Source organism: Spirillospora sp. NPDC048823 (assembly GCF_043198445.1).
Lineage (GTDB): Bacteria > Actinomycetota > Actinomycetes > Streptosporangiales > Streptosporangiaceae > Spirillospora.
The window spans coordinates 250580-263191 of the sequence record NZ_JBICUT010000007.1; the positions used below are offsets into that span (position 1 = coordinate 250580).

13 protein-coding genes are annotated in these 12612 nt (G+C 71.4%); 6 read left to right on the plus strand and 7 right to left on the minus strand.

All coding sequences use genetic code 11. The annotated features are described in order from the left end of the window. Positions 1-3 precede the first annotated feature (3 nt). From ACGFK0_RS18915 to ACGFK0_RS18940, 6 genes are read left to right on the plus strand one after another with little or no spacing between them, the layout of a single operon-like run. Positions 4-2115 carry an acetate--CoA ligase family protein gene (locus tag ACGFK0_RS18915; protein WP_392906314.1) on the plus strand — a complete coding sequence of 704 codons (2112 nt, stop codon included), beginning with the start codon at positions 4-6 and terminating at the stop codon, positions 2113-2115. Positions 2116-2138: 23 nt separating this feature from the next. Then, entirely contained in the window at positions 2139-3281 is a 1143-nt protein-coding gene (locus ACGFK0_RS18920) for an acyl-CoA dehydrogenase family protein (protein WP_392906316.1), read from the plus strand. Beyond that, positions 3278-4438, plus strand: coding sequence for a hypothetical protein (locus ACGFK0_RS18925; protein WP_392906318.1), 1161 nt, complete (start codon positions 3278-3280; stop codon positions 4436-4438). The genes ACGFK0_RS18920 and ACGFK0_RS18925 overlap by 4 nt, the downstream gene beginning before the upstream one ends. A 26-nt stretch (positions 4439-4464) precedes the next feature. Beyond that, positions 4465-4872, plus strand: a complete 408-nt coding sequence (locus ACGFK0_RS18930) for a Zn-ribbon domain-containing OB-fold protein (protein WP_392906319.1) — start codon at positions 4465-4467, stop codon at positions 4870-4872. After that, the gene (locus ACGFK0_RS18935) at positions 4869-5366 is read left to right on the plus strand and encodes a MaoC family dehydratase N-terminal domain-containing protein (protein WP_392906320.1); all 498 of its coding nucleotides are present in this window, start codon (positions 4869-4871) and stop codon (positions 5364-5366) included. Before ACGFK0_RS18930 ends, ACGFK0_RS18935 begins: the two co-directional genes overlap by 4 nt. Next, on the plus strand, positions 5363-5749 hold the full coding sequence (locus tag ACGFK0_RS18940) for a hypothetical protein (RefSeq protein WP_392906321.1): 387 nt from the start codon (positions 5363-5365) through the stop codon (positions 5747-5749). Before ACGFK0_RS18935 ends, ACGFK0_RS18940 begins: the two co-directional genes overlap by 4 nt. Positions 5750-5813: 64 nt before the next feature. Here the strand turns inward: ACGFK0_RS18940 and ACGFK0_RS18945 are convergent, their stop codons facing one another. From ACGFK0_RS18945 to ACGFK0_RS18975, 7 genes are all read right to left on the minus strand, one after another. Next, entirely contained in the window at positions 5814-7058 is a 1245-nt protein-coding gene (locus ACGFK0_RS18945) for an ABC transporter substrate-binding protein (RefSeq protein ID WP_392906322.1), read from the minus strand. An 86-nt stretch (positions 7059-7144) separates the two neighbouring features. Then, entirely contained in the window at positions 7145-8221 is a 1077-nt protein-coding gene (locus ACGFK0_RS18950; protein ID WP_392906323.1) for a branched-chain amino acid ABC transporter permease, read from the minus strand. Then, positions 8214-9104: a branched-chain amino acid ABC transporter permease gene (locus ACGFK0_RS18955; RefSeq protein ID WP_392906325.1), complete on the minus strand. Its 891-nt coding sequence runs from the start codon at positions 9102-9104 to the stop codon at positions 8214-8216. Before ACGFK0_RS18955 ends, ACGFK0_RS18950 begins: the two co-directional genes overlap by 8 nt. After that, entirely contained in the window at positions 9101-9943 is an 843-nt protein-coding gene (locus ACGFK0_RS18960) for an ABC transporter ATP-binding protein (RefSeq protein WP_392906326.1), read from the minus strand. Before ACGFK0_RS18960 ends, ACGFK0_RS18955 begins: the two co-directional genes overlap by 4 nt. Then, on the minus strand, positions 9940-10722 hold the full coding sequence (locus tag ACGFK0_RS18965; RefSeq protein WP_392906327.1) for an ABC transporter ATP-binding protein: 783 nt from the start codon (positions 10720-10722) through the stop codon (positions 9940-9942). Before ACGFK0_RS18965 ends, ACGFK0_RS18960 begins: the two co-directional genes overlap by 4 nt. A gap of 382 nt (positions 10723-11104) precedes the next feature. Then, the gene (locus tag ACGFK0_RS18970; protein WP_392906329.1) at positions 11105-12232 is read right to left on the minus strand and encodes a serine/threonine-protein kinase; all 1128 of its coding nucleotides are present in this window, start codon (positions 12230-12232) and stop codon (positions 11105-11107) included. Then, complete coding sequence (locus ACGFK0_RS18975) at positions 12210-12503, minus strand: hypothetical protein (protein WP_392906331.1); 294 nt, start codon at positions 12501-12503, stop codon at positions 12210-12212. Before ACGFK0_RS18975 ends, ACGFK0_RS18970 begins: the two co-directional genes overlap by 23 nt. Positions 12504-12612 lie beyond the last annotated feature (109 nt).

The following is a 12612-nucleotide window of genomic DNA, read 5'->3' on the forward strand; positions in this document are numbered from 1 at the left end:
CAGATGAACGACGACCGCACCGGCCCGGACACCGGCCTGGGCCGGGTCCTCGCGCCCCGGAGCGTCGCGGTGGTGGGCGCGTCCCCCACGCGGAAGGGGCCCGCGACGACCGTGCTGGCGAACCTGCGCGCCGCCGCCGACCCGCCCGCGACGTACGCCGTCAACAACCGGTACGCGGACCATGACGGGTTCCACCCGAGCGTCGCGAGCCTGCCCGAGGTCCCGGACGTCGTCGTCGTCGCCGTCCCGGCCAAGGCGGTGGCGGACGTCGTGCGGGAGGCCGCCGACCACGGGACACGGAGCTTCCTCGTCCTCAGTTCGGGATTCGCCGAGGCCGGCGAGGAGGGACGCGCCCGGGAGGCGGAACTGAAGGCGCTGGCGCTGGAACGCGGCCTGACCGTCCTCGGCCCGAACTCCCTGGGCGTCTTCAACTTCGCGACCGGCGTCCACCTGACGTTCGGGACGGTCATCGGCGGCCACGCCCCCGCCGTGGACGAGGTCGGGCGCGCGGCCCTCATCGTCCAGAGCGGCGCCATCGGCTCCTACCTGTGCGGCATGGCCAAGCCGAGGACGCCCTTCCGGTACATGTTCAGCACGGGCAACGAGCTGGTCCTGCCGGCCGGCGACCTCGTCGCGCACCTGGCCCGGGACCCGGGGATCGACGTCCTCGCCCTCTACGTCGAGGGGACCGAAGACGGCCGGGCGCTGCTGGACGCGATCGCGCTCGCCGACTCGCTGGGCAAGCGGGTCGTGCTGCTGCCGGCCGGGGAGAGCGCCGGCGGCTCGCGCGCCGCGGCCTCGCACACGGCGGCCATGGCGTCCTCGAACGTGCTGACCAGGATGCTCGCGGCGAACGCGGGCGCCTTCGTCGCCGACACGCCGGAGGAGCTGCTCGGCGCGGTCACCGTGCTGCTCGGCCACGGGGAACCGCGGGCGCCGGGGGTGGGGATCGTCAGCGTCTCGGGCGGAGCCGGTGTGATCACGGCCGACCGGCTGTCGGAGGCCGGGCTGGAGATTCCCGAGCCGGCGCCGGAGACGATGGAGCGGCTGCGCGCCGCCCTGCCCGGCTTCGTCGTCCCGGGGAACCCGACCGACACCACCGCGGGGGCCGTCTACGACGCGTCGATCATGGTCGGCGCACTGGAGGCCCTGGACGCCGATCCCGGGCTGGGGCAGCTCATCACGCTCATGGGGGCGGGCGGTGAGCATGCCGCCGGGCTGGCCGAGGCGCTCATCGAGGCCGCGCCGAAGCTGACGAAGCCGAACCAGCTGGTCTGGCAGGCGTGCCCGGAGAACGTGAAGCCCGTCCTCGCGGCGGGCCCGGTGCCGGTGAGCCCGACGCTCGCGAACGCGGTCGGCGTCGCGGCGGTGCTGCGCCGCTCTGGACCGGTCCAGGTGGTGGACGCCGCGGACGACGGCCCGCTGCCCGACCTCACCGGCCTCACCCCCGACGGCACCGGCTTCCTCACCGAAGCGGAGTCCCGTGAGCTGCTGCGGGCGGCGGGGCTGCCCATCGCGTCCGCCGCGTTCATCGGCCCGGCCGGCGAGCAGGGCTTCGGCCCCATCCCCGGCGTCGCGTTCCCCGTCGCCGTGAAACTCCAGGCCACCGGTGTCCGGCACAAGACCGAGATCGGCGGCGTCGTCCTGGACGTCCGCGACGAGGACGAGCTGCTCGCCGCCGTCCGCGCCACGGCCGCGACCGCCCGCGAACGCGTCCCCGGCATCGTCATCGAAGGGTGGACGGTCGAGCAGATGGCGCCGCGCGGCGTCGAGGTCCTGCTCTCCGCCCGGCACGACCCCGCCTACGGGCCGGTCGTGGTCGCCGGCTCCGGCGGGGTGCAGGCGGAGCTGATCGGCGACCTGTGGGCGATGGCCGGCCCGATCGGCGCGCCCGCCGCCCGCGAGCTGCTCGCTCGGACGAAGGTCGGGCACGTCCTGTCCGGGTACCGGGGGCGCAGCACGGATCTCGGGCCGCTGTGCACGCTGATCGCGCGGCTGAGCGGGCTCGCCGCCCGGCTCCCCCGCATCCGCGAGATCGAGTGCAACCCGGTCATCGTGGCGGGCGACGGCACGGCGACGATCGCCGACAGCCTGGTCAAGCTCGCCCATTCCTGATTGTGAGAAAGGTGGTCTCCGGCATGGTGATGCCGTATCTGACGGACGAGGAGCTGGCACTGCGCTCGGCCGTCCGCGACTTCGTCCGCCGCGAATGCCCGCCCGGGCACTGGGACGAACTGGACCAGGCCCACACCTACCCGGCCGACCTGATGAAGCGGCTCGGCGCCACGGGCTGGATGGGCATCGCGTTCCCCGACGCGGAGACCGGCGAGCGCGATCCGCGCTGGGGGACGCTGCTCGGGCTCGTCACCGAGGAACTCGGCAAGGTGTCGTACTCGCTGGCCAGCAACTACTTCAAGGTGACCGGCTACGGAGAGACGATCCTGAGGTACGGGAGCGAGCGGCAGCGCGAGACGATCGTCCCGGGCCTCGCGTCCGGCGAGCTGCTGCTGGCCATCGCCCTGTCGGAACCGGGTGCGGGCAGCGACGCCGCGGCCGTGTCGACGCGCGCGGAACGGGACGGCGACCACTTCGTCCTCACCGGGACCAAGCATTTCAGCACGTGTTCCGCCATCGCGGACCACGTCATCCTCGTGGCGCGGACCGGCGAGCACAAGCACAAGGGCATCTCCGTCTTCCTGGTCGACCCGAAGACGGAGGGGATCACCTTCTCCGAGATGCAGAAGCTCGGCATCTGGACGAACCCGACGTTCAACATCTCCCTCGACCACGCGCGCATCCCGGCGAGCTGCCTGCTGGGCGAGGCCGGTCAGGGCTGGGAGGTCATCACGCACTCCCTGGACGTGGAACGCTTCACCCTGGCCGCCGCGTACGTGGGCGCCGCACAGGACGCCTTCGACTACGCCGCCGCCTACGCCAAGGAGCGCGAGCAGTTCGGACGGGCGATCTCGTCGTTCCAGGTGATCCGGCACAAGCTCGTCGACATGCACATCGCGATCGACCACGCCCGGCTCGCCACCTACCGGGTCGGGGAGATGCTGAACGAGGGGCTGCCGTGCCGGCGGGAGGCGTCGCTGGCCAAACTCGTCGCGTCGGAGGCGTACATGAAGGCCGCGCACGACGGCCTGCAGATCCTCGGCGGCCTCGGCTACACGATGGAGACGCCGATGCAGCGGCACTTCCGGGACGCCAAGCTCGGCGAGATCGGCGGCGGATCGTCGGAGATCCAGCGGAACCTGCTCGCGAAGAGCCTGGACCTGTGACCGGCGCGGCCGCCCGCCCTCCCCGGAGGGCGGTGGTCAGCGGCGTCGGGGAGACGGAGTTCTCGAAGGCCAGCGGGAGGAGCACCACCCGGCTGGCCTTCGAGGCCGTCTCGGCCGCCGCCGCCGACGCGGGCATCGACCCGGCCCGCATCGACGGCGTCGTCCCGTACCCGATGGGGCCGACGGCCGAGGACGTGATCTCGGTGTTCGGGCTCCCGGACGTGACGTTCACCGCCGTCCCGCACCTGGGCGGGGCGAGCGCGATCGCCGGGCTGCGGCTCGCGGCGCTCGCCGTGGAGTCGGGGCAGGCCGAGCACGTGGCCGTGTTCGTCGCCCGCAACGGACGGTCCGGGACGCGCGTCGACCAGCGGGTCGTCCACCTCGCCGGCCGCCACTTCCGGGAGGAGCTGGAGGAGGTCCACGGGCTCAGCACCCCCGCCCAGTGGTACGCGATGATCTGCCGCCGGCACATGCACGAGTTCGGCACCAGCAGGGACGCGCTGGCCGAGGTCGCGCTGACGATGCGGGCGAACGCGCAGCTCAACGAGGCCGCGCAGATGCACGGCCGGCCGATGACCCGCGAGGACTACCTCGGCTCGCGCGTCATCGCCGACCCGTACCTGCTGTTCGACTGCTGCCTGGAGACCGACGGCGCCGCCGCGGTGATCGTCTCCGCCGCCGGCGCGGTGGACGCGGGCCGGGCCGTCGCGATCTCGGCGGCGGCCGAGGGCCACCCGGACTCGCCCGACGATCTGTGCGGCCGGACCGACCTCTTCGACACCGGGCTCACCAGGGCCGCGCCCCGCGCGTTCCGCGCCGCCGGGCTGACCCCGCAGGACGTCGACGTCGCGCTCATCTACGACTGCTTCACGTTCGAGGTGATCCAGCAACTGGAGGAGGCGGGTTTCTGCCCGCGCGGCGAAGGCGGCCGGTTCGTCCAGGACGGGAACATCGCCCTCACCGGCTCGCTGCCGGTGAATCCGCACGGCGGGCTGCTGTCGCACGCCCACACCGCCGGGATGAGCCACGTCGTCGAGGCGGTGCGCCAGCTCCGCGGCACCTGCGGGGCACGGCAGGTGGACGGCGCCCGGGTGGCGGCCGTCACCGGCTGGGGCGACCTCGGCGACGGCGCCCTCGCCCTCCTGTCGGCCGGTTGAGCACATCACGAGAAGGGAGCCGGACGGTGACCGATGGACATCCGGACCTCGCCGGATACCGCGCGGGCGTCGCGGAGGAGGAACTGCGCGCCCAGCGCTGTACGGGCTGCGCGAGGAGTTTCTGGCCGCCGCGCCCGGCCTGCCCGCACTGCCGCTGCCCCGACACGTCCTGGGTCCGGCTGCCGGACACCGGCGAGCTGTTCACCTGGACGGTCGTTGCGCACACCCGGCTCGGCGGCTTCCGGGACGCCGTCCCGTACCCGGTCGGCATGATCGGCCTGCCCGCCGCCGGTATCAGGGTGATCGGGAGGATCGACGCACCCGCCGCGGAGCTCACGGCCGGCATGCCGGTGCGCTGGACTTTCGCCGACTCCCCCGCGGGCGGGCGCCGGCCCGTCTGGACACCGGTCCCGGCCGGGCGGGAGGGCCGATGACCACCAGCCTGCTCGACGAGACGACCATGTCCTGGGTCGGACGGACCGTGACGGCTCCCCCGTACCCGGTGACGCGTGCCGACATCGCCAAGTTCGCGGTGGCCATCGGGGCACGCGACCCGGTCCACTTCGACCCGGAGACCGCGAGGGCGCAGGGCCATCCCGACGTGGTGGCCCCGCTCGGCTTCTACGTCGCCGTCCGGCTCCAGTCGCAGAACCTCGTCCCGCTGGACGAGCTGAACGGCGACGGGGTGTCGCCGGGGCTGACGCCGCCGAGCCGCGCGTCCAAGATCATGGCCGGGGACACCAGGGCCCGGTTCCACCGGCGGATCCACGCCGGCGACGTCATCGGGCTCACCACCGCGATCAGCGGCATCCAGGAGAAGCAGGGCCGGTCCGGCCCGCTCATCCTGGTGTCCTACTCGCTCGACTACACCGACCAGGACAACGGGGAGGCCGTCGTGTCCGAGACGTACGCGCGGGTGCTGCGATGACCGGGACGCCGATCGACGGGTTCACGGTCACGCCGGGGCCCGTCCAGCTGTTCACCTTCTCCGCCGCCACGTGGAACCCGCACCGCGTCCACTACGACGCCGACTACTGCCGGGACGTCGAGGACTATCCGGGCGTCGTCGTGCCCGGCCCCCTCCAGGGTTCCTGGCTGCTGGAACTCGCCGACTCCCGGGCGCGGGCGCTGGGGCTGCGGGTCGAGTCGATCGAGTACCGCAACGTGCGTCCCGCCTTCTGCGGCGCCGAACTCGTCATCGGCGGCCGGCTCGTCCAGGGGCCGCCCGACGCGTCCCTCGAACTGTGGGTCGCCTCGCCGGACGGCGAGCGGCACTGCGTGGCCACGGCGCACCTCCGCCCGCGGAACTGACGCGCACACGAACCGGCCCCTCCCACGGATCACGTGGGAGGGGCCGGTTCGTCGCGCCGGGAGGTCAGCCCGAGCCGTCGACCTTGTAGGTCTTGGCGGTGTCGGAGGCCCGGAAGTCCTCCTTGACTCCGAGGCCGGCCAGGGCCTCAGGGTCGATCTGCTGCACCTGGCTCTGCCGGGTCGTCGGCTGCGCCGGGTCGGAGAGGTTCTGCGGCGGCAGCAGCCCCGGCATCTCGAAGTCGGTGACCTTGCCCCGCGCCTTGAGCAGGCCGGGCCTGGTCAGGTCGCCGCAGGCCTCGGAGAGGATCTTCGAGTAGAGGTGGGTGAGCGTGTAGGCGTGGACGACGGCGTAGTCGGATTCCGGCCTCGTGGTGCCGTACTTCGCCTTCCAGTTCGCGGCCAGCTTCTTGTTGCCCTCGGCGGTGCCGCCGAGCGACCCCATCGGGCTCACCCGCTGGAAGCGCCCTTCCATCGCCGCCTTCGCCGACGTCGACAGGATGCTCGTCCCCCAGGACGACACGTTGCCCATGATCGGCACGTCCAGGCCGCTCGCCTTCATCACCGAGGCCGCCGACGCCGTCTGCTTGGACGTCGCGTCGATGAGGACGGCCTTCACCCCCGCCGCCTTCAGCGCGTTGACCTGGCTCGTCAGGTCGCTGTCGCTGGGCTTGATCTGCTGCGCGACCAGCGTCAGCCCCAGCTGCTTCGCCGCGTACTGGCTGCCCTTGTAGCTGTTGCCGCCGAAGTCGCCCTGCAGGTAGATGTGCCCGACCTTGTCCCCCTTCTTGATCTTGTCGTTGCGGAGCAGCCAGTCCACCCCGTTGATCATCTGGATGTCGTAGGTCGAGCCCATCACGATGAGGTGCTCGTCGCCCAGCAGCTCGGAGGAGAAGCTGGTCAGCCCGGACAGCACCCCGTTCTGGCCGATCTTGTCGCGGAGCGCGGTGATCACCGCGGAGCCGTAGATGTTGAGGAACCCGAACACCTGCGGCTCGATCTCGTCGTAGGCGGTGACGCCCTTCTGCGGGTCGTAGCCGTTGTCGCGGACGACCATCTCGATCTTCCGGCCGCACACGCCGCCGGCCTTGTTGATCTCCTCGACCGCCATCTGGTGGGACTGGTGGATGGTCTTGCCGCTGCCCGCGAGCGGGCCCGACAGGTCCACCAGGACGCCCAGCTTGATGGTGTCCTTGTCGACGCCCGTGGTCGCGCCGTCGTCGCCGCCGCGGGTCGAGCAGCTCGTCAGGGACAGGGCCAGGGCGATGGCGGCGACGCCCGCCGTCACCTTGGGCCGGGGGATTCTGGACATGGTTGCTCCTCCTCGGAACACAGGCTCGGAACACAGGCTGATCATGAAAGGTCGGTGCGGTCGGCGATCGGTCGGCGTGGAACGCCTCACGCGGCCGCGGGTTCGGGGGCGGCGGGACGGCGGCGCACCGTGCGGAACGACCGCATCGACCGGCCCTGTCTCAGCACGACGATCACGACGAGCGCCCCATAGGCGAACTTCGCCGCGAGCGAGGCGTCCACGCCGCCGCTCTGCCCGCTCGCGACGACGAGCGGCAGCACGTCCGCGTACTTGCTCAGCACCAGCGGAAGCCCGACGACGAACGTCGCCCCGGCGACGGCTCCGCCGACCGAGCCCAGGCCGCCCAGGACGACCATGACCAGGACGTCGATGGACAGCATCAGGTCGAAGTAGTCGGGAATCGCCCGCTGGAAGGCCAGCGCGGTCATGACCCCGCCCAGTCCCGCGTACATCGAGGACAGCACGAACGCGGACGCCTTGGCGCGCCGGATCTCCACGCCCATGCAGGACGCCCCGACCTCGCTGTCGCGCATGAGGCGGAACGCCCGCCCGGGACGTCCGCTCAGCACGTTGTGCGCCATCAGCATCCCGCCCGCCATGAGGGCGAGGAACAGGTACCAGAGGTGCTCGACGTCCCCGAACGGGACACCGGCCACCACCAGGCCGGAGGCGTCGGAGAACTCGTGCCCGGCCAGCGAGAACGCCGTCACCGAGCGGCCGTCGTAGCCGCCGGTCAGCGACGGCAGGTTCAACATCAGATGGTGTCCGAGGAAGACCAGGCCGAGTGAGGCGATCCCCAGGTACAGACCTCGGATCCGGCTCGCCACCGGGCTGAACAGCAGCCCGGCGACGCCCGCCAGCAGCACCGCCAGCACCGCCGCGATCAGCGGCGGAAGGCCGAGTCCCTGGACCTTGCCGTGGTCCTCGCCGGACAGGAACGCGTAGCCGTACGTCCCGATCGCGATGAAGAAGGCGTGCCCGAGCGACAGCTGTCCCGCCGCGCCGAACAGCAGGGTGAGGCCGATCGCGCCCATCGCCGCCGCCATCGCGAACAGGCCGATCCGCAGCCAGAAACCGCCGACGTACAGGGGCAGGACGAGCAGGACGGCCGCGATGGCGACGGTGCCGATCACCGCCCGCCGCCGGGTGAGGGTTTCAAACACGACTGACCTCCTTGGCCCCGAACAGCCCGGACGGCCGCCAGAGCAGGATCGCGAGCATGACCACGTAGGCGGCGACGTCCCCGAGGCCCAGGCCGAGGAACGACAGTTCGTCCTGGTAGCCCGCCACCAGAACCTGGACCATGCCGACGATCAGCCCGCCCGCGATGGCGCCGCCGAGCGAGTCCATGCCGCCGATGATCGCGGCGGGGAAGGCGGTGAGAGCGACGAGTTCCATGCTCAGGCTCACGCCCGGACTGGGGAACGAGGCCAGCCCGACCCCCGCCACCGTCGCCAGGAGCCCCGACACCGCCCACGCGCCCGCCGATACGCGGCGCAGGCGGACCCCGACCAGGGTGGCGCCCTCGGCGTCCTCCACGGACGCCCGGATCGCCAGTCCGAGACCGGTCATCCGCAGGACCAGCGCCAGTCCGGCGATGAGCAGCGGGATGAAGGTCACCGTGATGATGACGGTGAGCGGAAGGGTCAGCGACCCCAGCCGGACCACGTGCCCGTCCCAGGGCGCGCCGAGCGGCAGGATGCGCTCGTGGAGCCGGCGGCTGACCTCCGCCAGGATCACGATGTTGAGGCCGATCGTCAGGATCGCCATGCCATGGTGATCGCCGCCTTTGACGCGCGACACCAGGAACCGCTCCGACAGGAGCGTGAGCAGCGCCGTGACGGCCAGCCCGAGCACGAAGGCGGCGGCGAACCCGATCTCCGGTGAGGTCACGGCCACCAGGAAGACGCCGGTCATCATGAACGCGGGGTAGGCGAAGTTCACCACCCGCGTCGCCTTGTACACCACGACGAAACCGAGCGTGATCATCGAGTAGAGGAGCCCGAGCGACACGCCGTTCGCCAGCAGCTCCAGCAGATGGGTCATGAGGAAGGCCTCTCCGTGAGCCTGTCGGCCGCGGGTTCCGACACGGATGCCCCGGCCTCCGGCCCCGCGGGCCGCGCGGGGTCACCGCCGAGGTAGGCGCCGATCACCTCGGGGTCGCGGCGGATCTGCGCGGGCGTGCCGTCGGCGATGACCCGGCCGAAGTTCAGCACGGTGACGCGGTCGGCGATCGACATGACGACGCCCATGTCGTGCTCGACGAACACGATGGTCAGATCCAGTGCGTCGCGGACGGCGGAGACGAGGTCGCCGAGCCGGGCGCTCTCCGCCGCGTTCATCCCGGCGACGGGCTCGTCCAGGATCAGCAGGCGCGGCTCCAGGCACAGCGCCCGCGCGAACTCCAGCCGCTTGAGGTCCCCGTAGGACAGCCGCGACGCGGGCGCGTCCAGCTTGTCCGACAGGTCGGCGAACGCGGCGATCTCGCGGACGCGTTCGCGGTGCGCCCGCTCCTCCCGGCGTCCCAGCCCGAAGGCCGCGCCGATCACCCCGGTGCGGGTCAGCCGGTGCCGTCCCACCATGAGGTTGTCGAACACGGACTCGCCCGGTGACACGACGATGTTCTGGAAGGTCCTGGCGATCCCCAGGGCGGCGACACGGTGGGGACGCAGCCCGGTGACCTCCTGGTCGCCGACGTGGATGGCCCCGGACGTGACGGGATAGATGGCGCACAGGGCGTTGAGGAGGGTGGACTTGCCGGCGCCGTTCGGCCCGATCACCGCGTGCACGGTTCCCGGCTCGACCGTGAAGGACACGTCGTCCAGGGCGTGCAGCCCGCTGAACAGCACGGTCACACCCTCGATGCGCAGACTCGGCGCCGTCATCCGTTCCACCTGCTCAGGGCGGCCACCGGCGCGGCCTCCCGGACGGTTTCGTCCGCGGACTCGCCCAGGTAGAGGCGGCGGACCTCGTCGCTGCCGGCCAGTTCGTCCGCCGGCCCCTGCAGCACGACCCGGCCGAGTTCGAGCACGTAGGCCGACCGCGCGAGGGAAAGCGCCATGGCCGCGTTCTGCTCGACCAGCAGAACCGGAACGCCCTCCTCGCTGATGTTCTTGATCGTCTCGGAGATGAGCTGCACGAGCCTGGGCGCGAGCCCGAGGGACGGCTCGTCCAGGAGCAGCAGTTTCGGCCGCGACATCAGCGCGCGGGCGATGGCGAGCATCTGCTGCTCGCCTCCCGAGAGGGTGCCCGCCGGCTGCTTCATCCGCTCCGCGAGGCGCGGGAACAGGTCGAGCACGTGTTTCCTCGACTTCTCGCGCTCCGTCCGCGACTTGACGGGGAGCGCCCCGGCGGCCAGGTTCTCGGCCACGGTCAGCGCCGCGAAGACGTGCCGTCCCTCCGGCACCTGGACGAGCCTGCTCCGCACGATCTCGGCCGGACTCGACTTCTCGACAGGACGGTCGAGAAAACGAATGGACCCACCCCTCACGGCGCCGCCGTACAGTGGCAGCGTCCCGGAGATCGCACGCATCAGCGTGGTCTTGCCCGCTCCGTTGCTGCCGAGAAGTGCGACCACTCCCGCGTCTCCGACCTGCAGAGACACCTCCTTGATCACGGGTTCACGCGCCCCGTAGGTGACGAGAAGCCGGTCGATATCGAGCATCAGGACCTCCGATTCCGCTCGGGCCGAGCTTCCATGGGCCGATCGAGCAGAAGGCGAGGTGGCTGCATCGGCACCGTCTGACCTCCTGTTTACTGCGGAAACGTTTTACATACCACTCGGTCTATAAAACCTTGGAGTGCACTTTAAGGCCACCACCGCCACCACGACAAGGGGCTGCGAGCCTCGTCTTCAAGATCGGGGCGACGGCGGTTCGCACGCGCGGGGCAGATCCGCGCCGATGTGGTCCATGAGCGGACCGCCGCAGGTACGGGCCGGCACCCCGCACTCCTCCAAGGCCGACCGGGCCCGCGATCAGTGGGCGCGGCGAATCGGCGCCGCCGAGCCGGCCTGAGCCACCCGCCGATGAAGTGACCGCCGGCCGTCAGCCCACGGTGAAACTGAGCATGATTACGTGGTCGTACGTCTGGTCGTAGATGACGACCTCGGTGATCCTGAGTGAGCTCTGAGTGAGAACCAACAGCGAACGGTTGGGGAAGGTGTTGGGTTCCTCCGTGGGGGGCTCGAGGATCACGGACCGCACGCCGGGCCTCGACCGGAACCAGTTGACGACGGTGGTGACCTGGCCCTCCAGATTGCACCCGTCGTCGACGGACTCGTACTTACACAGGGTCGAGTCGACCTCCACGGTCGTGTTGTCGTAAGTCCTTCTGAACTCGGTTGAATGACCAGGGCTCGTTCCCAGCCCCGCGAGTGCGCGCAGATTCGCCTCGTAGCGCATGTCCCCCTGCCTCTCCCGGATTGCCGTCACCGCCCACGTCACCGTGATGGCGAGCATCAGGGCGGTGGTGGCCGCCACGAGAGCGAGGAGAACGACCTTCTTCTTGCGACTGCGGGCGGAGCGTCGGGGCAGCGGCGGAACAGGCGGTTGTGCCGGCGGCAGCAGGAGGGTCGGTTGTGCAGGGGCGCCGCCCTGGGCGACCCGGGTGAGCTGGGCGTGCAGGCTGTCGGGGACCGGGCGCTGGGAGGGGTCTCGGTGCAGCAGCGCCCTGAGGACGGGTTCGAGGGGGCCGGCGTGTGCGGGTGGTGCGGGGTCCTGGGTGGCGATGGCGATGAAGATGGCCCCCGTGCCGGCGCCCTCGAACGGGGGGCGCCCCTCCACGGCGGTGTAGAGCGTGGCGCCGAGGGACCACAGGTCGGCGGCGGCCGCGACCTCTTGGCCGCGGACCTGCTCGGGAGACATGTACGCGGGAGTGCCCAGAACGGCGCCCGTTCCGGTCAGGGTCGCATCGCCATCGACGGCCGCGATGCCGAAGTCGGTCAGGACGACGCGGTCGTTCTCCAGCAAGACGTTGGCGGGCTTGATGTCGCGGTGGGTGATGCCCGCCTGATGAGCCGCGCGCAGAGCGTCCAGCAGTCGCAACCCGATCTGCGCGACCGCGGCGGGCGGCAGCCGCCCCTCGGCCTTCAGCAGGTCGTCCAGGGAACGCCCCCTCACCAACTCCATGACGATCCAGGGGCGGCCGTCATCACCGGTCACGCGGTCGTGCACGGTGACGATCCCGGGATGCCTGAGCCCGGCCGCGGCGCGTGCCTCCCGGTCCAGCCGGGGCGATCCAGGTCCGCCGTACGGCGTCGTCCAGATGCTCGGGCACGCGCAGTTCCTTGACCGCCACCTCACGGTCCAGTTGCTCGTCGTGGGCCCGCCAGACCGCTCCCATGCCGCCCCGGCCGAGCAGCGAGACCAGCCGGTACCGGCCCGCCAGCACCTGCCCGTCCCCGTCCGCCACCGGTCGCGAGCCGTCCTGCCTCAGCGGTTCCAACGGCGGCACCCCTCACAGGAAAACTCGTGTCTGACCGAACAGCTGAGATCTTCTCAGAAGCCGGTCGCCTGTGGGGCGGCATGACCGCCGGAGATCATCCGACACTCCG